Here is a 21,860-nt window from a genome sequence, read left to right as displayed (position 1 = left end):
CCGTTATGCCGCCGCTAGGTGACGGTTCCGCCAGGTTATCTCGATTTATCTTTACCCGTGTGGCATTGCCCTGTATGGCGCTCCGGTCCCGAGTGTTATGCTGTGCAATACCTTCTCTGGACGCAAGCCTGAGGTTCTTCTCGTGCCTGATATGAAGCTTTTTGCTGGTAACGCCACCCCGGAACTAGCACAACGTATTGCCAACCGTTTATATACCAGTCTTGGTGACGCCGCTGTAGGTCGCTTTAGCGACGGCGAAGTCAGCGTGCAAATCAATGAAAATGTACGCGGTGGTGATATTTTCATCATCCAGTCCACCTGTGCGCCAACCAATGACAACCTGATGGAACTGGTGGTCATGGTCGACGCGTTACGCCGCGCATCCGCCGGTCGTATCACCGCCGTTATCCCCTATTTTGGTTATGCCCGCCAGGATCGGCGCGTGCGTTCCGCACGTGTGCCCATCACCGCGAAAGTGGTGGCGGACTTCTTATCCAGCGTAGGGGTTGACCGTGTCCTGACGGTGGACCTGCACGCGGAACAGATCCAAGGCTTCTTTGATGTTCCGGTCGACAACGTTTTCGGCAGCCCGATTCTGCTGGAGGATATGCTGCAGCAGGATTTGGAAAATCCGATCGTGGTATCGCCGGATATCGGCGGCGTGGTACGCGCCCGCGCCATCGCCAAATTGCTGAACGATACCGATATGGCCATCATCGATAAACGCCGTCCGCGCGCAAACGTTTCCCAGGTGATGCATATCATCGGTGACGTGGCGGGCCGCGACTGTGTGTTGGTGGACGATATGATCGATACCGGCGGCACCCTGTGCAAAGCGGCGGAGGCGCTGAAGGATCGGGGCGCAAAACGTGTTTTTGCCTATGCCACCCATCCGATTTTTTCCGGTAATGCGTTCGACAACATCAAGAATTCGGTTATCGATGAGGTCATTGTTTGCGATACCATTCCGTTGGATCCCAAGATTAAAGCACTGCCCAACGTCCGTACCCTGACCCTGTCGGGCATGTTGGCCGAGGCCATTCGTCGCATCAGCAACGAAGAATCCATCTCCGCCATGTTCGAGCATTAATAGCCGCCGGCGTCGCCGCCCCGGCGGCGCGCCTTGCTCATTCCACGCCACGGCGATCGGCCGGCGTGTGGTTTAGCCCCCGGATACGGGCCGCCCGGCCCGCCCGTATTACTGTTTCCCGCTTTTTATGCAAAAAAAATCCCGAACCCGTAAGCAGGTTCAGGACAGGAAATAAAACCAGTCATCGTTGATATTAATCTATGTCGTTGTTTTTTCAATTGTTATCGCCCGCGTTAACGGACAGTGAGAGACACAAGCCGCTGTTTCGACGGCGGCGTTAAATGACCGGTTGCCAACCAGCGGCGCCAATAAAGACCTCCGCCGGATCAGTGCATTTGTCAAAAACCTGGCTCAAGGTGCCGGCGCTTAATGATGTCCGGTACGACGGCAGCGGGAATCAAACCTGCGATGCCACCAGTAACGATCGCTGATGCGTTCGTGCCCGCCCATGCGCGCCCCTGCAACCCATAACAAGGCGCCGATAAAAATACCCATGATGGCGCTATGCGCGACCAATGGCGTAAAGTGCAATTGCGGAAGCTGATTTAATACTGAACAGGCAAGCCCTGCGAGCATCATTATCATACCTACGCCCATCAGGCTGTTGCCACATAAGAGTGCTGATTTGCGTTTCATCGTTCACCTCCGGGTTACTCAATGAAATCGTGAATTGTTCATTCGTCGTCCTTATCAATCTGTGTAAAGTATAGTCAATATCTTGCTAAAGGCATCGTGCCCGCGATCACAGAGTTGACAATAAGTCACACAAATCATAATTCCCTGTCATTCTGTTTTTAAAAGAAATTGATCTCGATCAATGAGGCGCGCAATAGCGTGCCGGCACGCGGGATTGCAGCTTTTTTGAACGGCCGGTCACAGCCTGGCGCCAGGGATTACCTCATTATCGGATCAGACGAGAGGAGGTGACTATGTACACTGACGACCTGGAAGTGATAACCAGCCTCGGGCTTGCACTGACGATTATCATTCTGTTTTGCGCGTTGCTGTAACGGACGGGGTTACAACGCGAGGCTCATGTCGACGCAAAACAGATAGCGTTGCGCCGAGGCGGAATAATATTGCCCCTCGCCCAGGATGCTGAAACCGCGGCGACGATAAAATTGCACGGCGTTCGGCGTCGAGGCCAGGGTTAAACGGGTTAACCCCCGGGTTTTCGCCTCGCTGATAATCCGCGCCAGGATACGCGCGGCATATCCCCTGCCCTGGTACGCCGGCAGGGTAAAGATGGCCTCCACCGACGCCCTGGTGACATCCAGGAACCCCGTTGCCACAGGCCCGCCGGCGGCTGTCGCGGCAATGACGAAAAAAGGATTTTGCGTGATGCAGGCAACAAAGCCCGCCGGCATGATGTCCGGGGTAAAAGCCATGATGGTGTCGGCATCATAGACGCCCACACAGCCCGCCCGGACGGCCTGATTGCGGATTAGCCATAATGCCTGCGCCTCCTGGGCGCGCGCCAGCCGCAGTTCCATAATGCCCCCATGACGTTTTCACGCGTTACACATCATCCCATTATTGCCATCAATCCGCCGGCAACGAAAGTGTGTTTTCGCGCGCCAGGGCACCCGCAAGGCCATGAGGCTTGCCCGACGGGGTGATGACACTTCGCTAAGCCGCTGCGGCGCAAATCTGTTAACATGACCGCGGGATCACCGGCGCAGGACCACGGCCGCCTGATTTCCCGTTGTGCGTTGGTCTGTTTAATCGAGAGCAATAGTTGAGAATGAAACCGTAATGACTATCAAGTTGATTGTTGGCCTGGCGAATCCGGGCGCGGAATATGCCGCCACCCGCCATAACGCGGGCGCCTGGTATGTGGATCTGCTGGCGGAACAGTTTCGCCAGTCCCTCAGGGAAGAGAGCAAATTCTACGGGTATACCGCCCGCCTGGCGATTGCCGGACAGGACGTCAGGCTGCTGGTCCCGACCACCTTTATGAATCTGAGCGGCAAGGCGGTCGCCTCTGTTGCCACGTTTTACCGTATTCTGCCGGAAGAAATCCTGGTGGCGCACGATGAGCTGGATCTGTTGCCGGGCAACGCCCGCTTGAAGCTGGGCGGCGGCCATGGCGGCCATAACGGCCTGAAGGATATCATCAGCCGGTTGGGCAATAATCCCAACTTCCATCGTCTGCGCATCGGCATCGGCCATCCGGGCGACAAAAGCAAAGTGGTGGGTTTTGTGCTGGGCAAGCCGCCGGCCAGCGAACTGGACTTAATCGATCAAGCCGTGGCCGAGGCGGTTAAATGCACCGAGATCTTAATCCAGGAAGGCCCGGTAAAAGCGATGAATCGCCTGCACGCCTTCAAAGCCGCCTGATGGCTCCCCGATCCGGAGCAAAAACGGTCTGCCGCCGCGTGCGGATCTATAACAGGCGATGACCCCGGTCGCCCGGCGCCAATCGAGTTATGCGCGGTTTATGTGTATAATGGGGCATTAACGTATTGATGGTACGGTAAGACTAAATTAACCATCTGATAATAAAGCTATTTAAGGTGATATAACCATGGGTTTCAAATGCGGTATTGTGGGTCTGCCGAACGTGGGTAAGTCCACGCTATTCAATGCATTGACCAAAGCGGGAATTGAAGCGGCCAATTTCCCGTTCTGTACGATTGAACCGAATACCGGCGTGGTGCCGATGCCCGATCCGCGCCTGGACCAGCTGGCGGCCATCGTCAAGCCGCAGCGTATCGTGCCGACCACCATGGAATTCGTTGATATCGCCGGCCTGGTCAAAGGCGCGTCGAAGGGCGAAGGACTGGGCAACCAGTTCCTGACCAATATCCGCGAAACCGAGGCCATCGGCCATGTGGTGCGCTGCTTCGAGAACGATAATATCATCCACGTTGCCGGCAAAGTCGACCCGGTGGATGATATCGACGTGATTAATACCGAGCTGGCGCTGTCCGATCTGGAAGCCTGCGAGCGCGCTATCTTCCGGGTGCAAAAACGCGCCAAGGGCGGCGATAAGGATGCCAAGATCGAGCTGTCCGCGCTGGAAAAATGCCTGCCGCACCTGGGCAACGCCGGCATGCTGCGCACGCTCGATCTCAATGAGGAAGAAAAAGCGGCTATCCGTTATCTCAGCTTCCTGACGCTTAAGCCGACCATGTATATCGCCAACGTCAATGAAGACGGCTACGAAAACAACCCCTACCTGGATAAAGTCCGGGCTATCGCCGCCGGGGAAGGCTCGGTTGTGGTGGCGGTTTGCGCCGCGGTGGAATCCGATATCGCCGAACTGGAAGAAGAGGAGCGCGCGGAATTCATGGCGGAACTGGGGCTGGAAGAACCGGGCCTGAACCGGGTGATCCGCGCCGGCTACGAGTTGCTGAACCTGCAAACCTACTTTACCGCCGGGGTCAAGGAAGTGCGCGCCTGGACCATACCGGTCGGTGCCACCGCCCCGCAAGCGGCCGGTAAAATCCATACCGATTTCGAAAAAGGTTTTATCCGCGCCCAGACTATCGCGTTTGAAGATTTTATTGCCTATAAAGGCGAGCAAGGCGCCAAGGAAGCCGGCAAGATGCGCTCCGAAGGCAAGGAATATATCGTCAAGGATGGGGATGTGATGAACTTCTTGTTTAATGTTTAATTAAATAGGTCACTCAACTTCGACGCGTCACAGGGCATTTCAAATAAATGATTATCCTAAATCCACGCGGTTGCGTGGATTTTTCGTTTTTAATCGTCTCAACACAGTTATGCTCACTTCTTGATGAGTGGCTGGCTGACTGTCATAAGCAGCATAGCGTTGAGGCGCCGTTATGTGAACTTGACGAGATCCTTGAAGATCAGTTTACCCCAGGTATTGCCCCTGGCCTGGACGAGCAGGCCGCCATCCTTGAGCGGTCCTAGCGCAATCGGCGCGAAACCGAGCTGTTCCGCGAGAACCGCGACCGGCGCCAGCGCATTTTCGTCATCGCTCGACAAAAACACGACGCGGCTGCCGCCATTCACGCTCGGATCAGCGGCCAGAACGCCGGCGGCCAGATGGTTAAAACCCTTTACGAACCCGGCGTCGGTAAAGGCTTTGGCGACAACCGCGGACGACGGCTGATCTTGCAAGTCTTCAACGGCAACGCCGAAAGCATTGGTCATGTCGATGACGGTCTTGCCGCGCCAGGTGGTTTTCTGTTTCGCGACGTCCCGATGTTCCCAAAACGGCACCGCCAAAAAGATGATGTCGGACGCAATGGCATCCTGCAGCGTCCTGGGGACAACGGTGGGGCCGATCGCTTGTGCCCGCTGCATCAACGCTTCGGGAGGGCGACGGCTAGCGACGCTCACATTGATGTTCTTTCTTGCAAACGCCCGGGCGAGCGCCTGGCCTACCGCGCCAAAGCCAATAATCGAATAACTCATGCAAACTCTCCCTTCAGTAGGGGTGACCGGCAGCGTAAGCAGACATGGCAATACCCGCTGGACAATCACCGAAATCAGTCCCGTTAATTGAACGGGATGCCCTATTTATCGACATAACCCGGATCATCTTCGCCACGTTAGCGGGCCGCCACCCGCTTTCCAGCGCGATTTCAGATGGCCGAGGTGCCGCCGTCGACATACAATTCCACCCCATTCACGAAGCTCGATTCGTCTGAAGCAAGAAACAGCGCCACCGCCGCGATTTCCTCAGGCCCCCCCATCTTTCCCCGCGGCACCAGGGATTCGAAATACCGCTTCGTCTCTTCGTCGAAGAGTTGCTCTTGAATGGGGGTGGCGATCTGCCCGGGGCTCAGCACGTTCACCCGGATTTTGCGGCCCTTCAGTTCGTTGAGCCACCCGCGGGCGAATGCAAGCAACGTCGCCTTGCTCGCCGCATAGACGCTGAAACCAGGAAAACCTTTGATTGACGCAATTGACCCGGTCATAAAGATCGATCCGCCATCGTTAAACAGCGGTAACGCCTTCTGAACCGTAAACAGCGTGCCGCGCGTATTCAGGCCGAAGGTCGCATCGAAATGCTGCTCGGTAATCTCGCCGAGCGGGACGGCTTCGCCGGTGCCAGCGCTCGCGTACAAGACATCGATCTTGCCCTTTTCCCGTTTGACCGTCGCGAACAGGCGGTCGAGGTCGTCGAGATTGGACGCGTCGCCGCGCACGCCGGTCACGTTGCGCCCGATGAGCTTAACGGCCTCGTCCAACGTCTCTTGCCTGCGGCCCGTGATAAAAACATAGGCGCCTTCTTCTACGAACCGCTTGGCGCTCGCCAGCGCCATGCCGCTTGAGCCACCCGTGATAACTGCGACCTTACCTTCCAGCTTTCCCATGGCGTTTCCCCTTTCATCGTGTCGGACAGCGTCTGTATTGCCATTGGTATCAGGACGCTGTATCTTGTGGATCACCGGTCCAGATCATCACGCCAGTATCTGGACCACTGATCCAAATATACGGATCACTGATCCACTTGTCAAGGTACCCTATGCGAGCCGACGCCAGAAAAAATTACAGCCATCTCCTTACCGTCGCGCGTGAGGTCGTCACCGAGCAGGGCGCCGATGCGTCCATGCGCGAGATCGCCCGCCGGGCCGACGTCGGGCTGGCCACACTGCTCCGGCATTTCCCGACGCGCGAAGCCTTGTTCGAAGCGTTGCTGCGCACGAATCTGGAGGCTCTGACGCAAAAGGCAGGCGAAGTTGAGACGTCGAAGCCACCTGACGAGGCGCTCGTGTCCTGGTTTCACGCCGGGGTGGCGTTCGTTGATAGCTACAGCGGCGTAGTCGCCTTGATGGCCAGCGCCCACGCAGACCCGGAGTCCGCGCTTTACGCGCCATGCATCGCGGTGCGCTCGGCGGGCGCGCGACTGCTGCGCCGTGCCCAGGCCGAGGGAACGGCGCGCGCAGATATGGATGCGGACGACCTGTTCGCCCTGATGTCGGCGCTCGGCTGGCTCGTCGCCCAGCCCGGATTCGCGCCGCGGCGGGATCATCTCTTTCATCTTATTACGAGCGCCATCCTGACAAATCAGCCGGGCAACGCCATTAACAAGGCAACGTAGCAGAGCGCAACGCATGGCTGTTCGCATTGCGTGAGATTGTCCGTTGGCTGGGCGTGGCGGACTATTGTGGCGCGTCAGTCTGATAGCCTGCCACGCCACCCCGCCATGGGTCGTCAGCCGATGAGAATGGCGCCGGCGGCGATCACCGCGCACGCCAGCATCTTGCGCACCGTCAGCGCCTCGCCCAGGAAAAAATACCCCATCGCCGCCGCGAACAGGATGCTGGTTTCGCGCAATGCCGATACCGCCCCCATCGGAGCGCCCGCCATGGCGTAAATGACGATGCCATAGGCCAGCAGAGACACCAGCCCGCCGATAAAAGCCGTGATGAACCCGGGCCGGGGGGTCAATAAACTTGTTACGCCGCGCAGGCCGATGTATACCGCCGGCATCAAGATGCCCCACAAGGCGCACATCCATGCCGTGTATGCCATCGGCGCGCCGGACAAGCGCACGCCGATGCCGTCCGTTACGCTGTAAGCGGCAATGAAACATCCGGTTCCCAGGGCATACGGCAGGCTTGCCGGCGCCAGCCGGCGCCCGGTGAAGGTCAGGGAAATAATACCGCCCGATATCAGGGCGATGCCAACCAGAGCGCCCATCCCTATCCGCTCGCCGTCGAACACCGATGCCGCGAGGGTGATTAACAAAGGCGAGGAGCCGCGTGAAACCGGATAGGTTTGCCCGAGGTCTCCGGCTTGATAGCTCTTGACGAGAAACAGGTTATAACCCACATGCAGTCCCGCTGACAGCAGCGCATACATCCAGCTGGCTTTGGCTGGAGGCGCCAGGCACAAGGCGATGGCGGCGCTGGCAACCGCCACCGCCAGGCACATGACCGTCATCGACCACAACCTGTCGGCTCCGCCGCGCAAAAGCGTATTCCAGCCGGCATGCAAGAGCGCGGCGCACAGTATCAGTAAAATAATATGAAAGGGCATGCGCCATAGTAAGCAGCCCCGCTCTTTGATGAAAGCAAAGTCTCCTCATTGCTGCATGAAGATATCCTCATGTATCGGTATCAGAGATAGCCTTGTTGGGCCTGGGCTGATTGCGCCATGAGCCAGTGGCGAAAGCTGACGATATGAGGCTGCGATTCGACAGCTTTTGGACAGACAAAATAATAAGCGACCGGCGAAGGGAACGGTATGTCGAACAGCCGGACCAGGCTGCCGTCGCGTAGTTCAGTTTCGACATGTCCGCTGCGGGCCAGGGCGATACCCTGGCCCAGCAGCGCCGCCTGGACCGTCATATTCGTGTCGGCGAACCTGACGCTTTCCCGGAGCGCGGAAATGCCGACCCCCGCCTGTTGCAGCCACAGCGCCCATTTCGGCACCAGATCCGCGCCGTCTCTTGTCAGCAGCGGGTAGCGCAATAATTCGGCAGGCTCATGGGGCGCGCCAAAACGGTGCAAGAGATCGGGACTGGCAACCGGAAAGATCTGCTCCCTGAACATGAATTCCGAGTACAGGCCTGGATAATTGCCGGTGCCGAAACGGATGGCCACGTCCGACTCGGCGCTGGAAAAATTGATGGCTTTGTCCGTGGTTTCCAGCGTGACCAGAATTTCCGGATGCCGCTGGGACAAATCCGGCAATCTTGGCAGCAGCCATTTCAGGGCGAAGGAGTAGGTGGTACTAAGCCTGAGCCGGACCCTGCCCTTTTGCTCTCTCAGATCGCTGAGCGTCGCCTCCAGGTGCATAAAGAATTCACGCACGATGGGCGCCAGCGCTGCGCCTGCAGGCGTCAGGCTCAATGATTTGCCACGCTGAAATAGCGACAAGCCCCAGATCTCTTCGAGATGTTTAAGCTGATGGCTTACCGCGCTTTGGGTAATATGCAATTCGTCCGCAGCGGCGGTGAACGTTGCATGCCGCGTCGCCACCTCAAAGGCGCGCAGCGTGGCGGTGGGAGGCAGATCCCTCATCATGTTGTTTCCTCGGTGAACACACGCCATAGCGGCTTATATGAACAGAAGCTCATGGTAATATATTCTATGCCCCGGCTGAAAAATAGATGCCGGGGTCTTGCGGTGCTGAATTCATCGAAAATCTACCCCAGGGACGGACCGGGACGTTCAGGCGCCGCCCGTACGCGGCCAAGTCCCCGAAAATTTATATGCCTACAGCATTTGTATTTGATTTCCGTGCCCATCATGCGGCATGCTTTTTTTTAACATTCGCAAAACGCAGTATATCTATGACCCTATTTTGCTTCCCTCGACGCTGGTTCGCATGACCGCTTTTGCCTTTAGCGTAGTGCTGTTTGCCGCTGTGTTGCACGCCACCTGGAATGCCGTGGTCAAAGGCGGCGCCGATAAACTACTAACGACCATACTGGTCACCGCGTGCGCCGCGCTGATCGCCGCCCTGGCGCTGCCGTTTTTGCCCGCCCCCGCCAGGGAAAGCTGGCCTTTTATCGGCGCGTCGGCCCTGCTGCAAGTTCTGTATTTTTGCCTGGTGGCGAGAACCTATCGCATCGCCGATATGAGTCAGACCTATCCTTTAATGCGCGGCAGCGCCCCGCTTATCGTCGCGGCCATGGGCGCGCTATTTTTTGGCGTGCTATTAACGCCGACCGCCTGGCTGGGAATTGCCATAATTTGCGCAGGCATAATAAGCATGGCCATATTTGCGCACGGGCAAGACAAAAAAGGGGTGGTGTTGGCGTTGCTCAATGCCGCTGTTATCGCCGGTTACACCCTTATTGACGGGCAAGGCGTGCGGTTATCCCGCGCCCCCGCCGCGTATACGTTGTTGATTTTCCTGTTTACCGGAGTGCCCCTGCTTGCCTGGGCCATGTGCAGGCGACGCGCTGCGGTAAAAGGCTATTTCGCCGCCAATTGGCATCTGGGCATGGCGGGCGGATTTGGCACCGTCGCCTCCTATGGGCTGGCGCTGTGGGCCATGACGGTTGCGCCGGTCGCCGTGGTTGCCGCGCTGCGGGAAACCTCGATATTATTTGGTCTTATTCTCTCGGGCCTGGTCCTGCGCGAACGCATAAGTCCATCACGGGTCGTGGCGGCCTGCATCATAGCGATAGGCGCGGGAGTGTTGCGGTTGGCTTAAAATCCCGGCGCTAAAATTTCCCCCAGCCGTTAAGCAATTAATCTGGTTTACATCGCGTAGTACCGAAGGCGATCGCCAGCGCCGGCATTAGAAAGAGACAGCGACGAAAGGCCGTGCCGCAATGCCGTGATGACCACTACAGATTCATTGTTCCCTTATCGTAATCCATCTGGGCTTGCAGAACCTGGGCTGAATGAGTAACCGTCCAGTCAAATAATGCCCGAAACGGCACCTCCAGCGTGCGCCCCAGCGGCGTGACGCTGTACTCCACCGCGACCTGGGAAGCAGGAATAACCCGGCGGGCAAGGATGCCGCTGCGCTCGAGGCGCCTTAGGCTAAGGGTCAGTGATTTTTGGGAAATGCCGTCCAGGCAACGCCTGATTTCATTGAAGCGCAAGGGCTTATGGCACAGCGCCGCCAGGATCAGCACCGACCATTTATCCGTGATCTGATCCAGCAGTAAACGGCTTGAACCGCCGGCTCCCCCCGCCTCTATAGCCGGCTCGTCTTGAGCCGCCGTTTGCCCAGCCTGATTCAACATGCGGTTTCCTCTGGGATACCTGATGACATATTAGTGCCTAATTGACACCTAGTATACGTCATATACCATATAGATTCATAACCCACAAGGAGTTACCCATGTCATCTTTATATCCTGAGCAAACCGCCGATACGCTCGCCGTGGTCGAGGCGTTGTACCGGTTCGCCGCGGGCATCGATCTGCGCGATACCGACCTGCTCGCCTCAGCGCTGGCGGAAGATGCGGTGTCCGATTTCCGGCCCGCCGCGGCAAAAGCCGGATTTGAATACCCGGTGCTGGAAGGCCGGGAGACGATTGTCACGGCCCTGTCGAACGCACTTAGCCAGCTCGACACGACACATTCCGTGAGCAATCCGCGGGTCTGCATTAACGGCGATAAGGCGCATCTGGAGGCGTTGGTGGAGGCGCAGCACGTAGCGCGCAATGATAACTCGCGCCACTACCTGATGAAAAACCGCTATAACGTCGAGCTGGTAAGGCGTGACCAGGTCTGGCTTATTCAGCGCAACACGGTCGACAACGTCTGGCGGACGGGGGATCCAACGGTGCTCGCGGGTGCTTAGGATCCCTTAACGTCCCGCGGCGCGCAGGAAGCCCGTCACCCTCTGCGTGAATTCTTCGGGGCGTTCCAGCATCGCCAGGTGTCCGCCGTCCAGTTCAGCATAGCGGGCGCCGGCTATTTGCGCGGCCAGCGCCCGCCCGTGGGCGGGCGGCACCATATAGTCATGAGTGCAGCCTATGACCAGCGCGGGTTGGGTAATGCGCCCGACCCGATCGCTTACGTCCAAAACCAGGTCCAGTTCCACCTGGCGCCCAGTTACTTTCCCCGACACCGCCGGTGCCATGTACCAATACCAGACCAGGACCCTCGCCATCAACCCGATAGGACACTGTCGTACCCTCGATTTTAACCATTGGCATGATATAAACTCTCACCGTAATCAAAGGAGGCTTTAGGCTAAACTCTGACAGTGCTGTCAAGGTCAAGAGAAAATTCAGGGGTAGCCTGGACGGCTTGCCGTGGTGGAGCGTTGCCGTACGTCATAAAAGCCCTGTTACGTTTTATAAGAACGCGCGCGATCGGTGCGCATTCAAAATATTCTCTTACGTCTTAATAAGAACGCGATCGATCAGTCCCCACTCAAGCGCTTCCTCCGCCGTCATAAAACGGTCGCGATCGAGCGTGCGCTCAACCTCTTCATAGCTGCGCCCGCAATGCTCGGCATATAATCGCGTAATCCGGCGTTTCGTTTGCCGCATTTCTTCGGCGTGGATAAAGATGTCCGACGCCTGTCCCTGATAACCGCCCAAAGGTTGATGCACGTGCAAACTGGCGTTGGGCAGCGCCACCCGCTGGCCGGGCGCGCCCGCCATCAACAGAAATGATCCCATCGAGCGCGCGGTTCCCATGCAAAGGGTATAGACCGGCGCCTGAATAAACTGCATGGTGTCATATATGGCGAAACCGCTGGTAACGACGCCGCCGGGCGAATTGATATACAGATGGATGGGCTTTTCCGGATTCTCGGCTTCCAGGAAAAGAAGCTGCGCGCAGACCAATGCCGACATCGTATCGTCGACTTCACCATTGAGGAAGATAATGCGTTCGCGCAACAGCCGTGAATAAATATCGAAAGATCGTTCACCCCGGCTGGATTGCTCGACCACCATCGGGATGAGTTGCAGCGCTTCGCGCATGGGCGACTCCTTATGGTTATGGCAAAAATACGCTGTGGCCCGCCAGGCGGATCAGGCGGCAAGCATCAGAGAAGACGTGTCGTCGTTGGCCGCAGGGGGCACCGGGCTGCCCAGCCGCGCATCTGCCAGCCGGTGGATAATAGTCAGAATGGTCCCGCCCGCGTCATTCGGCCTGATATGCAACGTGACATGGCTTGCAAGGAAAGGCGGTTCTGCTTCCCGCAGGCGATAACGTATTTCGCCTTCCCGGGTTGATGAGAGGGGTGCGCATTGCCCCAGGGCCACGCCGGGTAGCCATTTCTCACGCAGCGCGGGAATACTGATGGCCCGCCAGACCTTTTCCGCAGGCGCATCAAGTTCATATTCGAATCGCAGCTCGTTGACGCGATCCCCGGTTTTAGGGTTTGTCATTGATCCATATCCTTCAGCAAAACCTTCAAATCATCCACCCGCGCGGGCCAGTAGGCCCGATACTTCGCCAGCCAGCGGGCGATAAGCGCCAAACCCTGCGGATTAATGTCGTAGTTGACAAAACGGCCCCGCCGCTCTTCGCGCACCAGACCGGCGTTGCGCAGTACCGCCAGGTGCTGCGACATGGCGGATTGGCTAATTTCGATGCCCACGCGCAGCGCGCTGGCGTTCATACTGCCGTCCGCCAGTTTTTCGAAGATGGCGCGTCGCGTCGGATCGGCTAACGCCTTGAAGATGTCGTTTTCTATCATAGCAAATACATTAGCACTTACTTATGTGTCGCGCAAGCTTCCACGCTATTTAAGCGCCCTGAACGCGTGATGGTGCGCGAAAAAGCATGGCGCTATACTGTTTATGTCGCACCGGTTCAAGGCGGTCTGTGACAAACCGGCCCGATATGGCGATAATACGGCAAAGCACCCGTGGGGAAAGGCAACGGCATGACGACAGCGCAGGATGACAATCTGCTGGGAAACTATCTCAGGTATCGCCGCACCAGGCTCGACGCGGCAAGCCTGGGCTATTCCATGACACGCAGGCGTACGCCCGGCCTGCGCCGCGAGGAGGTGGCGCTGCTCGCCAACGTCAGTACCACATGGTATACCTGGCTTGAGCAGGGCCGCGGCGGCGCGCCGTCGGCCGACGTGCTCGACCGCCTCGCCCGCGCGCTCGCCCTGACGGATGTCGAGCGCGAGCATTTATTCCTGCTGGCCCAGAACCGGCCGCCGGAGGTGGCTTATGCCAAGCGCCGCGGCGTGACGCCGCAGTTGCAACGTATGCTTGACTCGCTGGAATATTGTCCCGCGTATGTCAAAACCGCCGAATGGGACATTATTGCCTGGAATCGCGCCGCCACGGTGGTGCTGGCCAATTATCCGGCGCTGCCCGAATCCCGGCGCAATATTTTGCGCATCATTTTCTGCGATCCCGGCGTCATGACAAAAATACCCAATTGGGAAAGCGTGGCGCGTTTCGTGGTCACCGCCTTTCGCACCGAAACGGCCAGGACCGGCGTAGGCGCGCATGCCAGGGCGCTGGTAGAGGAATTAAGCCTGGCCAGCCCGGAGTTCGCGGCCCTGTGGCGTGACCACGACGTCGGCATTTATGGCGAGGGAACCAAGTACATCCGGCATTCGACCCTGGGACTGATCACGCTCGAATATTCGGCGTTCTCCGTCGACGGCAAGCCGGATCTGGGCCTGGTTATCTATAATCCGGCAACGCCCGGCGATCGGGCCGGCATCCGGGCGCTGTTGGCGGCAACCCAGGCGCCTGCGCCGCTACCGCCGGCGATGCCGGAGTAGACGCCCAGGCCAGGGCGGCGGCGCATTGGCCCCCTGCTACGCTTTTAGCCCCAGGCTTTGCTTGAGGGATTTAAGGTAGCGCCGGCTGACCGGCACCGTCTGGCCGTTGCTCAGTACAATCTCCGCCTGGCCGGAATCTTCCAGGCGAATTTCGCGCAAATGCGCCAGATTGACCAGGAACTGCCGGTGACATCGCACCAGCGGGGTGCGGCTTTCCAGCAGTTTCAGCGTCAGCTCGGTGAAACATTCCCCGCCCTCGATACCTGTGACATACACCCCGCTCAGCCTGGAGTTGGCGAACAGCACGTCCTCGGTTTTCAAAAGATAGATGCGGCTGTGGCCGGTGCAGGGAATGTATTTCAGGGCGCTTTCCTGAACCGCCAGCAGGCCGATATCCTGCTCCGGGCGTTCATTGTGCAGACGGCCAAGCGTCTTGGCCAGGCGCCGCGACTCGATAGGTTTTAGCAGATAATCAAAGGCGTGTTCCTCGAACGCGCGGACGGCGTACTCATCAAAGGCGGTCAGGAAGACGATATACGGCATGCAGGCCGGATCGATCATGCCGACCATTTCCAGCCCGCTGATGCGCGGCATCTGGATATCCAGAAAGATGACGTCCGGATGCAGCCGGTGCACCGCCCCTATCGCTTCCAGGGCATTGGCGCTCTCGCCGACGATGGCAATTTGCGGATCCTGCTGGAGCAGGCAGCGCAGGTTTTCCCGCGCCAGCGGTTCGTCATCGACAATCAGCACGCTCAGCATGGGACCTCTTCCTCCAGCGGCAGGCTCAGGATAATACGGGTAAACAGCTCGGGACGGGATTCGACGCTGATGCCGTACTCCTCGCCATAGCGCACCCGTACGCGCTTATCCACCAGATTCATGCCAAGCCCGGTATTGCCGGCGACCAACCGATACAGACCGGCATTGTCCTCGATGCACAACAGCAGGCGGTGGTCATGCTGCCGCGCGCTCAGGGTCACGATGCCCTGACCCAGCAGTTGCGAGGTGCCGTGCTTAATGGCGTTTTCCACCAGGGGCTGCAGGGAGAAGGCCGGCAGATGCATGCCGAGCAATGCCTCGGGCAGATCAAAGCGGATTTGCAGACGGTCCTGAAAACGCGCCTTTTCAATTTGCAGGTAGGCATTGACATGCTCGATTTCGTCGGCGAGCGTGACCACCTCCTCCGAGCGTTTCAGATTCTTGCGAAAAAACGTCGAGAGATTCTGCACCAGTTGGCTGGCCTGATCGCTGTCGCGGCGGATCACCGCCACCAGCGTATTCAGGGCGTTAAATAAAAAATGCGGATTGACCTGGGCATGCAGCAGCTTGATTTCCGACTGCGTCAGCAACAGTTTATGCCGTTCGTACTGCCCGGCCAGGATCTGCGCGGACAGCAGGCTGGCGATGCCTTCGCCCAGGGTACGGTTGATGGAGCTGAACAGCCGGTTTTTGGCCTCGTACAGCTTGATTGTGCCAATCACCTCACCGTTTTCGCCTTGCAGCGGGATGACCAGCGCCGACCCCAGCTTGCAGTGACGTTGTAACGAACACTGGTACGGCGTCTCGTTGCCGTCGGCATAGAACACTTCATTATTATCAATGGCCCGGCGCGAATGCGCGGAGGAAATCGGCGTGCCGGGTACATGGTGATCGTCGCCGATGCCGATAAACGCCAGCAGCTTTTCCCGGTCGGTAATAGCGACGGCGCCGATATCCAGCTCCTGGTAGATGACCTCCGCCACCTTCATGCTGTTTTCCTGGTTAAAACCCTGGCGCAGAAAACCTTCGGTACAAACGGCGATTTTCAGCGCGCGGGCGGAAAAGGCCGAGGTATATTTCTCGAACATCGCCCGCCGGTCCAGCAGGATGCGCATAAACATCGCCGCCCCGACGCTGTTGGTGACGATCATCGGCAAGGCGATGCTCCTGACCAGCCGCAGCGCCTCTTCATAAGGACGGGCCACCGCCAGGATAATCATCATCTGCAGCATTTCCGCCAGCAGCGTGACGCCGGCGGCGGTAAACGGATTAAACAGGCGATCGATACGCCCGCGCCTGATCAGCAGCCGGTGCGCCAGACCGCCGAGCAGGCCTTCCACCACCGTGGAAATCATGCAGCTGACGGCGGTCATGCCGCCCAGGGAATAGCGGTGCAGCCCCCCGGTCAAACCGACCAGCACGCCGACCACCGGCCCGCCCAGCAGGCCGCCCAGCACCGCGCCGATGGCGCGGGTATTGGCGATGGAATCCTGAATATGCAGGCCGAAATAGGTGCCCATAATGCAAAACATGGAAAACATGACATAGCACAAGAGCTTATGGGGCAGTCGGACGGTAACTTGCATCAGCGGGATAAACAGCGGCGTTTTACTCAGCAGGTACGCAATAACCAAATAGACGCACATCTGCTGTAACAACAGTAAAACCAAATTGAACTCATGCATAAACAACGGCTCGTAAAATAACGCCCGTCATGCGCGGCGCGCGCGGGACTCAGTGGCGCTAACTTACCGAAAAACGCCGGCGTTGTCTTTGATGGTACTCACTAATTTGTATGCTGATTACATTAAAAGCGCTGTAAACGGCGGCGGTAGGTTTTGACCCCGCCGCCGCCGTTCTGTTACGCAGGCGCTAAGGCGTAAGCCCGGCCGGCGGCAATACCGTACGCGCGGCTATCAGTCCTTAGGATCAGAACCCTTCCAGCACTAACTTGCCCCGGGATTTGCCGCTTTCCAGCAGCGCGTGCGCTTTGCGCAGATTGGCGGCGTTGATGGCGCCGAAATGCCGGGCGAACGTGGTCTGGAGCACGCCCTGGTCGATAAGCGCGGCAATGCGTTCAAGCAGGTGGTGCTGGTTAATCATATCCGCGGTTTCAAACCGGGAACGGGTGAACATCAATTCCCAGTGCAGGGACAGGGACTTGGCCTTAAGCGGCAATGCGTCGAGCGCGGCCGGATCGTCAATCAGGGCCAGGCGTCCCTGTGGCGCCAGAGCCTCGATCAGCTGCGGATAATAGCTGTCGGTATGCGTCAGGCTCGCCACGTGGGTGACATTGGCGATACCCAACTGCGTTAACTGATCCAGCAGGGGACGGGAATGATCGATCACATGGTGCGCGCCCAGTTTCAGCACCCAGTCGCGGGTTTCCTGACGCGAGGCGGTGCCGACCACCGTCATTCGGGTCAGCCTTCGCGCCAGTTGGGTGAGTATCGACCCCACCCCGCCGCCGGCGCCGATAATCAGCAGCACGTCGCCTTCGCCGCCGTTTTCGGCCACGCCCAGCCGGTCAAACAACAATTCCCAGGCGGTGACCGAGGTCAGCGGCAGCGCGGCGGCATGGGCGAAGTCCAGCGAGGCTGGTTTGTGCCCGGCGATGCGCTCATCCACCAGGTGAAATTCGCTGTTGCAGCCCGGCCGTGTAATGGAACCGGCATAAAAAACCTCATCGCCGGGTTTAAACAGCGTGACGTCCGCGCCCACCGCCTCGACAACGCCGGCGACATCCCAGCCCAGCACGCGCGGTGCGCTGACCTCCGCCTTGGCGCGCACCTTGGTGTCGACCGGATTGACGGAAATCGCCTTGACCGCCACCAGCAAATCGCGCGCTCCCGGTGTCGGTTTGGGCAGGTCGATATCCACCAGCGCCTGGGGATCCTCAATAGGCAGTCCATGGCGGGTATAGGCAATCGCTTTCATCAGTTTTTCTCCCGTAGATCGTCTTAATAAAATGCGGCCCGGGCCATCTGGCGTTCAAGCGTGGCGCAACGCCGGCGCCGGGCGCAATGCGGATTCATCAACATTCTGAAAGTCTAGACTTTTTTTTTACCGCCACCTACCCATAAAATGCACTAACACCTACTCTGTAGAAGTGTAAATCAGCGGCGGCGGAAAGCGCATGGCTATTCTGACGCATCATGTTGTATATTTGATGCACTGTGTTTATTTGCCGCCGCGGCGGCCTTCAGGCGGGAAAAGCGGTGAGTTATCAACCAGGCCCAATAGAACACTCTTACCTCGGTTCCAGCGTATACGCCAATCTGCGCCAGGCATTGATTACCGGCCAGCTGAAACCTAACGATCGATTACGCATCCGCGAACTGGCGGCGCAGGTCGGCACCAGCGTAACCCCGGTCAGGGACGCGGTATTGCAGTTGGCCAAAGAACAGGCGCTGGAGATGCGCACGCCCAAAGACATTCGCGTGCCGTCCCTTAACCAGGAACAATACCTGGAGCTGAAAACCCTGCGCCTGGAGCTGGAAGGCATGGGCGCGCAGCGCGCGGCCATGCGCGTCACCCCCGCCGCCGTCCAGCTGTTGACCGTCAATATCCGGCGCAATATTCGCGCCATTACCGAAGAGGATTGGGTGTCCGCGCTCAGGCTTAACAGCGAATTTCATTTACTGGTGGCGCAAAGCGCCATGATGCCGGTGCTGAGCAGCTTTATCGACCGGTTGTGGATGCGCACCGGGCCGCTGATTGCCCAAGCCTACGCCCAGCTCACCCAACAGATGACCATCGGCCATCACCAGACGCTGCTGGCCGCGTTGCGCCAGCGGGACGGTGACGCGGCCGCCAACGCCATGCGCCAGGATATCCTGGACAGCGATGCGATGCTGGCCCGATTTACCGCCGCCAGCCAGACGGCGCCGCCGGGGTAAACCGGTAAACCCGCTCCCGGTCAGACGTGCTGCCCGCCGTTAACCGGAATTTCCGCGCCGTTGACATAGGCGGCGCCGTTGGTGGAAAGAAAATAAATCAGCGAGGCCACTTCCTCCGGCCGGCCCAGGCGCTGCAAGGGTACCTGCCGTTCGATAATATCCTGGGTGCCGGGTGAGAGGATGGCGGTATCGATTTCCCCCGGCGCAATGGCATTGACGCGGATGCCGAAACGGCCGAAATCATAGGCCATTTCGCGGGTCAGCGCGGACAGCGCCGCCTTGGAGGTGGCATAGGCGACGCCGGCGAAAGGATGCACCCGGGTGCCGGCAATGGAGGTCACGTTGATGATCCCGCCCTGGGCCTGCCGCAGCTCCGCAAACAGGCCGTTGGCCAGCAGCGCGGTGGAGAACAGGTTGACATTGAACACCCGCATCCAGGTGGCGTAATCGGTTTCGCGCACCCCCAGCCTGCCGCCGTCGGCGGCCTTGGGCGAGATGCCGGCGTTATTGACCAGCGCGTCCAGCCGCCCGCCCAGTTTTTCTTTGATAAGCGGCAGCGCGGACTCGACGCCGGCGATATCTTCCAGATCCAGATGGATGTGATTGAGCATTTTTTCGGCCCAGGGACATTCTTCCACCCAGCTTTGGCGCGAGGCGGTAAAAATCCGCCAGCCGGCCGCATGGAAATGCTTGACGGTGGCATGGCCGATCCCGCGGCTGGCGCCGGTCAGCAATAAGGTTTTCTGCTCCAAGGCGTTCACTCCCCTGTGATGCGTGATGCAACAAAATCTACCTGAAAACCCTTGCCGGGGCATCCGCTTTTTTCCGCTTGGCGCCGCCCCCCTAATCACCGTTGCGCCATCTTATCTCCCGCGCCCTTCCGATCCGCGGATGCGTGCGGAACGGCGGCGGAGCATTTCCATCACCAATAATAATATCAGCGAGGCGCCCACCATCAGCGAGGCGGCGGCGGCAATGGTCGGATCCAGGTTTTCGCGGATGCCGGCGAACATTTGGATTGGCAGGGTACGCTGTCCGGGACTGGCCAGGAACAAAGTGACCACCACCTCGTCGAATGAGGCGGCAAAGGCAAACAAGGCGCCGGAAAACACCCCGGGGGCAATCAGCGGCAGCGTTACCCTGGCAAACACCAGCCACGGCGGCGCGCCAAGGCTGGCGGCGGCGCGGGACAGGTTACGATCGTAGTTTTTCAGCACCGCGGTGACGGTGATGACCACAAAAGGCACGCCCAGCATGGCGTGCGCCAGCACCAGGCCGAGATAGCTGTTCAACAGCGATATGCGGGCGAAAAAGAAAAACAGGCCCACCGCCACGATCACCACCGGCGCTATCATCGGCGAGACGATAATCGCCATCACCAGGGTCTTGCCGCGGAACTCGCCGCGCACCAGGCCCACCGAGGCCAGGACGCCGAGAATAGTGGCCAGCAGCGTGGCCAGCGGCGCTATCAGCAAACTATTGCCCAGCGCCCCCAACCACTCGCGGGAATGAAAAAACGCCTGATACCAGCGCAGTGAAAATCCGTTTAGCGGATAGCTGAGAAACGAGCCGGAGTTAAACGACAGCGGCACGATGATCAGCACCGGCACCACCAAAAACAGCAGTATCGCCGCGCTGTAAAAATTAAAGGCGGTATGCCACAACCGCATCAGAAACAGGCCTTCCTGTCTTATCATCATCATTCTCCCGGTTAATGCGCGGCCAGCTCCGCCTGCGTCCGGGTAACCCGGATGTAGACGATATAGAGCAGGATCACGATGATGAGCAATTGGCTGCCGAGAGCCGCCGCCATGCCCCAATTCATCGTGGTATTGGTGAAGAACGCCACAAAATAGCTCAGCATCTGGTCGCCGGGGCCACCGAGCAGCGCGGGCGTGATGTAATAACCGATGGCCATGATAAACACCAGCAGTCCCCCCGCCGCAATGCCGGCATAGGTTTGCGGCACATACACCCGCCAGAAGGCGGTAAAGGGATGCGCGCCCAGCGAAATGGCGGCGCGCATATAGTTAGGCGAGATGCCTTTCATCACGGCATACAGCGGCAGGACGATAAAGGGCAGCAAAATATGGGTCATGGCGATATACACGCCGACGCGGTTAAACACCAGCACCAGGGGCTTGTCGATAATGCCGGCATACAACAGGGCGCCGTTGATCAAGCCGCCCGATTGCAACAGCACAATCCAACTGGCGGTACGAACAATTAACGAAGTCCAGAACGGCAGCAGCACCATGATCAGCAGCAGGTTGGCGCGGCCGGCCGGCTGTTTCGACAGCCAGTAAGCCAGCGGGTAGCCCAGCGCCAGGCAGATAAGCGTCACCACCGCCGCCATCAGCAGCGTACGCAGCAGCACCCCGATATACAGCGCCTGCCCCTCGGGCAAACGGGTTATCTCCCCGGTCTGGATATCCACCTTGCGATCAAACACCGCCAGGACATAATAACCGGTAAAAGGCCGGCTGGCCCGCTGCACCGAGCGCCAGACGGTAATATCGCCCCATTGCGGTAAGGCCTGGATCAGCGCGGCGCGGGTCATGCCCGGCGCGTCAGGCGCGGCGCGCAGCGTACGCATAATCAGCCCGCGGTAAGCGGGGCTTTCGTAGCTCAGGCGTTTTGCCACCGTGGCAATCTGCCCGTCGGCGCGCGCCCGGCGCAGATCGCTGACCAGCGCCTGGAAAACGGCCTCATCCGGCAGCGCGGTGCCGTCCCACCGGGACAGCGCCGCCGTCACGTTGGGCAGCCCGTCGCGAACCTCGGGGTTCGCCACGCTTTTTATCAGGATAGAGGCGATGGGCACCACAAAACTTATCAGGATAAACAGCAACAGCGGAGCCACCAGCAGCCAGGTGCGGCGCTTGTAAATCCTTTGCGACTGAGACAACTGCTGCTTCAGCGTGGCGGTATTTAACGTGCCGTCGTCGGCATCCCGCGCCGGCATGGCTCTACTTGATGTCATTGTTTCGTCTCCGAAATGCGTGGCG

At 58.8% G+C, this 21,860-nt stretch carries 25 protein-coding genes; 8 read left to right on the top strand and 17 right to left on the bottom strand.

Annotation, left to right across the window (positions count from 1 at the left end; all coding sequences use genetic code 11):
- Window positions 1-142 precede the first annotated feature (142 nt).
- The gene (gene prs / locus ACL2XQ_RS12985) at window positions 143-1,090 is read left to right on the top strand and encodes a ribose-phosphate diphosphokinase (RefSeq protein WP_331122568.1); all 948 of its coding nucleotides are present in this window, start codon (window positions 143-145) and stop codon (window positions 1,088-1,090) included.
- A gap of 366 nt (window positions 1,091-1,456) precedes the next feature.
- On the opposite strand, the gene ychH is transcribed toward prs, so the two are convergent.
- A complete protein-coding gene (ychH, locus tag ACL2XQ_RS12980) occupies window positions 1,457-1,726 on the bottom strand; it encodes a stress-induced protein YchH (protein WP_410014961.1) in 270 nt (89 codons plus the stop codon).
- Window positions 1,727-2,109: 383 nt separating this feature from the next.
- Window positions 2,110-2,583, bottom strand: coding sequence for a GNAT family N-acetyltransferase (locus ACL2XQ_RS12975; RefSeq protein WP_413740463.1), 474 nt, complete (start codon window positions 2,581-2,583; stop codon window positions 2,110-2,112).
- A 262-nt stretch (window positions 2,584-2,845) separates the two neighbouring features.
- Between ACL2XQ_RS12975 and pth the strand changes: the two genes are divergently transcribed.
- A complete protein-coding gene (gene pth / locus ACL2XQ_RS12970; protein ID WP_410014959.1) occupies window positions 2,846-3,430 on the top strand; it encodes an aminoacyl-tRNA hydrolase in 585 nt (194 codons plus the stop codon).
- A 187-nt stretch (window positions 3,431-3,617) separates the two neighbouring features.
- Window positions 3,618-4,709 (top strand): redox-regulated ATPase YchF, encoded by a 1,092-nt coding sequence (gene ychF / locus ACL2XQ_RS12965; protein WP_410014958.1) that lies wholly within the window; start codon window positions 3,618-3,620, stop codon window positions 4,707-4,709.
- Between the two features lie 170 nt (window positions 4,710-4,879).
- On the opposite strand, the gene ACL2XQ_RS12960 is transcribed toward ychF, so the two are convergent.
- Together ACL2XQ_RS12960 and ACL2XQ_RS12955 are read right to left on the bottom strand one after the other, a co-directional pair.
- Window positions 4,880-5,479 (bottom strand): NADPH-dependent F420 reductase, encoded by a 600-nt coding sequence (locus ACL2XQ_RS12960; RefSeq protein ID WP_410014957.1) that lies wholly within the window; start codon window positions 5,477-5,479, stop codon window positions 4,880-4,882.
- A gap of 170 nt (window positions 5,480-5,649) precedes the next feature.
- Window positions 5,650-6,384, bottom strand: coding sequence for an SDR family NAD(P)-dependent oxidoreductase (locus tag ACL2XQ_RS12955; protein WP_410014956.1), 735 nt, complete (start codon window positions 6,382-6,384; stop codon window positions 5,650-5,652).
- A gap of 152 nt (window positions 6,385-6,536) precedes the next feature.
- Between ACL2XQ_RS12955 and ACL2XQ_RS12950 the strand changes: the two genes are divergently transcribed.
- The gene (locus tag ACL2XQ_RS12950; RefSeq protein ID WP_413740462.1) at window positions 6,537-7,112 is read left to right on the top strand and encodes a TetR/AcrR family transcriptional regulator; all 576 of its coding nucleotides are present in this window, start codon (window positions 6,537-6,539) and stop codon (window positions 7,110-7,112) included.
- Window positions 7,113-7,225: 113 nt separating this feature from the next.
- Here the strand turns inward: ACL2XQ_RS12950 and ACL2XQ_RS12945 are convergent, their stop codons facing one another.
- Window positions 7,226-8,053 (bottom strand): DMT family transporter, encoded by an 828-nt coding sequence (locus ACL2XQ_RS12945; protein ID WP_413740461.1) that lies wholly within the window; start codon window positions 8,051-8,053, stop codon window positions 7,226-7,228.
- Between the two features lie 80 nt (window positions 8,054-8,133).
- The gene (gene gcvA, locus ACL2XQ_RS12940) at window positions 8,134-9,039 is read right to left on the bottom strand and encodes a transcriptional regulator GcvA (protein ID WP_413728794.1); all 906 of its coding nucleotides are present in this window, start codon (window positions 9,037-9,039) and stop codon (window positions 8,134-8,136) included.
- 307 nt (window positions 9,040-9,346) lie between these two features.
- On the opposite strand from gcvA, the gene ACL2XQ_RS12935 reads away from it, so the two are divergent.
- On the top strand, window positions 9,347-10,180 hold the full coding sequence (locus tag ACL2XQ_RS12935; RefSeq protein WP_413723441.1) for an EamA family transporter: 834 nt from the start codon (window positions 9,347-9,349) through the stop codon (window positions 10,178-10,180).
- A gap of 136 nt (window positions 10,181-10,316) precedes the next feature.
- Here the strand turns inward: ACL2XQ_RS12935 and ACL2XQ_RS12930 are convergent, their stop codons facing one another.
- Window positions 10,317-10,721, bottom strand: a complete 405-nt coding sequence (locus ACL2XQ_RS12930; RefSeq protein WP_410014953.1) for a winged helix-turn-helix transcriptional regulator — start codon at window positions 10,719-10,721, stop codon at window positions 10,317-10,319.
- Window positions 10,722-10,819: 98 nt separating this feature from the next.
- Here ACL2XQ_RS12930 and ACL2XQ_RS12925 point away from each other — a divergent pair, with 98 nt between their 5' ends.
- A complete protein-coding gene (locus tag ACL2XQ_RS12925; protein ID WP_413740460.1) occupies window positions 10,820-11,284 on the top strand; it encodes a nuclear transport factor 2 family protein in 465 nt (154 codons plus the stop codon).
- A gap of 6 nt (window positions 11,285-11,290) precedes the next feature.
- Here the strand turns inward: ACL2XQ_RS12925 and ACL2XQ_RS12920 are convergent, their stop codons facing one another.
- From ACL2XQ_RS12920 to ACL2XQ_RS12905, 4 genes are all read right to left on the bottom strand, one after another.
- The gene (locus ACL2XQ_RS12920) at window positions 11,291-11,566 is read right to left on the bottom strand and encodes an alpha/beta fold hydrolase (RefSeq protein WP_413740459.1); all 276 of its coding nucleotides are present in this window, start codon (window positions 11,564-11,566) and stop codon (window positions 11,291-11,293) included.
- A 259-nt stretch (window positions 11,567-11,825) separates the two neighbouring features.
- Window positions 11,826-12,419 carry an ATP-dependent Clp protease proteolytic subunit gene (locus tag ACL2XQ_RS12915; protein ID WP_413740458.1) on the bottom strand — a complete coding sequence of 198 codons (594 nt, stop codon included), beginning with the start codon at window positions 12,417-12,419 and terminating at the stop codon, window positions 11,826-11,828.
- A 51-nt stretch (window positions 12,420-12,470) separates the two neighbouring features.
- Window positions 12,471-12,830, bottom strand: a complete 360-nt coding sequence (locus ACL2XQ_RS12910) for an SRPBCC domain-containing protein (protein WP_410014949.1) — start codon at window positions 12,828-12,830, stop codon at window positions 12,471-12,473.
- A complete protein-coding gene (locus tag ACL2XQ_RS12905; protein WP_410014948.1) occupies window positions 12,827-13,141 on the bottom strand; it encodes an ArsR/SmtB family transcription factor in 315 nt (104 codons plus the stop codon). Before ACL2XQ_RS12905 ends, ACL2XQ_RS12910 begins: the two co-directional genes overlap by 4 nt.
- 189 nt (window positions 13,142-13,330) lie before the next feature.
- Between ACL2XQ_RS12905 and ACL2XQ_RS12900 the strand changes: the two genes are divergently transcribed.
- Window positions 13,331-14,194, top strand: coding sequence for a helix-turn-helix transcriptional regulator (locus ACL2XQ_RS12900; RefSeq protein WP_413740457.1), 864 nt, complete (start codon window positions 13,331-13,333; stop codon window positions 14,192-14,194).
- 36 nt (window positions 14,195-14,230) lie between these two features.
- Here ACL2XQ_RS12900 and btsR read toward each other — a convergent pair whose 3' ends face one another.
- From btsR to ACL2XQ_RS12885, 3 genes are all read right to left on the bottom strand, one after another.
- Complete coding sequence (gene btsR / locus ACL2XQ_RS12895; protein WP_413722927.1) at window positions 14,231-14,956, bottom strand: two-component system response regulator BtsR; 726 nt, start codon at window positions 14,954-14,956, stop codon at window positions 14,231-14,233.
- The gene (locus ACL2XQ_RS12890) at window positions 14,950-16,641 is read right to left on the bottom strand and encodes a LytS/YhcK type 5TM receptor domain-containing protein (protein WP_410014945.1); all 1,692 of its coding nucleotides are present in this window, start codon (window positions 16,639-16,641) and stop codon (window positions 14,950-14,952) included. The genes btsR and ACL2XQ_RS12890 overlap by 7 nt, the downstream gene beginning before the upstream one ends.
- Before the next feature lie 244 nt (window positions 16,642-16,885).
- On the bottom strand, window positions 16,886-17,893 hold the full coding sequence (locus ACL2XQ_RS12885; RefSeq protein ID WP_413740456.1) for a zinc-binding alcohol dehydrogenase family protein: 1,008 nt from the start codon (window positions 17,891-17,893) through the stop codon (window positions 16,886-16,888).
- A 281-nt stretch (window positions 17,894-18,174) separates the two neighbouring features.
- Between ACL2XQ_RS12885 and ACL2XQ_RS12880 the strand changes: the two genes are divergently transcribed.
- A complete protein-coding gene (locus tag ACL2XQ_RS12880; protein WP_410014943.1) occupies window positions 18,175-18,855 on the top strand; it encodes a GntR family transcriptional regulator in 681 nt (226 codons plus the stop codon).
- Window positions 18,856-18,875: 20 nt separating this feature from the next.
- On the opposite strand, the gene ACL2XQ_RS12875 is transcribed toward ACL2XQ_RS12880, so the two are convergent.
- From ACL2XQ_RS12875 to ACL2XQ_RS12865, 3 genes are all read right to left on the bottom strand, one after another.
- Window positions 18,876-19,607 (bottom strand): SDR family NAD(P)-dependent oxidoreductase, encoded by a 732-nt coding sequence (locus tag ACL2XQ_RS12875; RefSeq protein ID WP_410014942.1) that lies wholly within the window; start codon window positions 19,605-19,607, stop codon window positions 18,876-18,878.
- A gap of 111 nt (window positions 19,608-19,718) precedes the next feature.
- A complete protein-coding gene (locus ACL2XQ_RS12870; RefSeq protein ID WP_413740455.1) occupies window positions 19,719-20,558 on the bottom strand; it encodes an ABC transporter permease in 840 nt (279 codons plus the stop codon).
- An 8-nt stretch (window positions 20,559-20,566) separates the two neighbouring features.
- The gene (locus tag ACL2XQ_RS12865) at window positions 20,567-21,835 is read right to left on the bottom strand and encodes an ABC transporter permease (protein WP_410014940.1); all 1,269 of its coding nucleotides are present in this window, start codon (window positions 21,833-21,835) and stop codon (window positions 20,567-20,569) included.
- Between the last annotated feature and the right edge of the window lie 25 nt (window positions 21,836-21,860).

Source organism: Sodalis sp. RH14 (genome assembly GCF_047324285.1).
Classification (GTDB): domain Bacteria; phylum Pseudomonadota; class Gammaproteobacteria; order Enterobacterales; family Enterobacteriaceae; genus Acerihabitans.
This window is presented reverse-complemented; position numbering and strand designations above follow the sequence as displayed.

Excerpts from the sequence above, each read along its gene's own strand:
- ACL2XQ_RS12975 (WP_413740463.1), bottom strand. The coding sequence starts at position 2,583 with ATGGAACTGCGGCTGGCGCGCGCCCAGGAGGCGCAGGCATTATGGCTA.
- ACL2XQ_RS12900 (WP_413740457.1), top strand. The coding sequence starts at position 13,331 with ATGACGACAGCGCAGGATGACAATCTGCTGGGAAACTATCTCAGGTAT.
- ACL2XQ_RS12930 (WP_410014953.1), bottom strand. The coding sequence starts at position 10,721 with ATGTTGAATCAGGCTGGGCAAACGGCGGCTCAAGACGAGCCGGCTATA.
- btsR (WP_413722927.1), bottom strand. The coding sequence starts at position 14,956 with ATGCTGAGCGTGCTGATTGTCGATGACGAACCGCTGGCGCGGGAAAAC.
- ACL2XQ_RS12910 (WP_410014949.1), bottom strand. The coding sequence starts at position 12,830 with ATGACAAACCCTAAAACCGGGGATCGCGTCAACGAGCTGCGATTCGAA.
- ACL2XQ_RS12920 (WP_413740459.1), bottom strand. The coding sequence starts at position 11,566 with ATGGCACCGGCGGTGTCGGGGAAAGTAACTGGGCGCCAGGTGGAACTG.
- gcvA (WP_413728794.1), bottom strand. The coding sequence starts at position 9,039 with ATGAGGGATCTGCCTCCCACCGCCACGCTGCGCGCCTTTGAGGTGGCG.
- ACL2XQ_RS12950 (WP_413740462.1), top strand. The coding sequence starts at position 6,537 with ATGCGAGCCGACGCCAGAAAAAATTACAGCCATCTCCTTACCGTCGCG.
- ACL2XQ_RS12925 (WP_413740460.1), top strand. The coding sequence starts at position 10,820 with ATGTCATCTTTATATCCTGAGCAAACCGCCGATACGCTCGCCGTGGTC.
- pth (WP_410014959.1), top strand. The coding sequence starts at position 2,846 with ATGACTATCAAGTTGATTGTTGGCCTGGCGAATCCGGGCGCGGAATAT.
- ACL2XQ_RS12945 (WP_413740461.1), bottom strand. The coding sequence starts at position 8,053 with ATGCCCTTTCATATTATTTTACTGATACTGTGCGCCGCGCTCTTGCAT.
- ACL2XQ_RS12885 (WP_413740456.1), bottom strand. The coding sequence starts at position 17,893 with ATGAAAGCGATTGCCTATACCCGCCATGGACTGCCTATTGAGGATCCC.
- ychF (WP_410014958.1), top strand. The coding sequence starts at position 3,618 with ATGGGTTTCAAATGCGGTATTGTGGGTCTGCCGAACGTGGGTAAGTCC.
- ACL2XQ_RS12915 (WP_413740458.1), bottom strand. The coding sequence starts at position 12,419 with ATGCGCGAAGCGCTGCAACTCATCCCGATGGTGGTCGAGCAATCCAGC.
- ACL2XQ_RS12865 (WP_410014940.1), bottom strand. The coding sequence starts at position 21,835 with ATGACATCAAGTAGAGCCATGCCGGCGCGGGATGCCGACGACGGCACG.
- ACL2XQ_RS12905 (WP_410014948.1), bottom strand. The coding sequence starts at position 13,141 with ATGATAGAAAACGACATCTTCAAGGCGTTAGCCGATCCGACGCGACGC.
- ACL2XQ_RS12935 (WP_413723441.1), top strand. The coding sequence starts at position 9,347 with ATGACCGCTTTTGCCTTTAGCGTAGTGCTGTTTGCCGCTGTGTTGCAC.
- ACL2XQ_RS12870 (WP_413740455.1), bottom strand. The coding sequence starts at position 20,558 with ATGATGATGATAAGACAGGAAGGCCTGTTTCTGATGCGGTTGTGGCAT.
- ychH (WP_410014961.1), bottom strand. The coding sequence starts at position 1,726 with ATGAAACGCAAATCAGCACTCTTATGTGGCAACAGCCTGATGGGCGTA.
- ACL2XQ_RS12955 (WP_410014956.1), bottom strand. The coding sequence starts at position 6,384 with ATGGGAAAGCTGGAAGGTAAGGTCGCAGTTATCACGGGTGGCTCAAGC.
- ACL2XQ_RS12960 (WP_410014957.1), bottom strand. The coding sequence starts at position 5,479 with ATGAGTTATTCGATTATTGGCTTTGGCGCGGTAGGCCAGGCGCTCGCC.
- ACL2XQ_RS12890 (WP_410014945.1), bottom strand. The coding sequence starts at position 16,641 with ATGCATGAGTTCAATTTGGTTTTACTGTTGTTACAGCAGATGTGCGTC.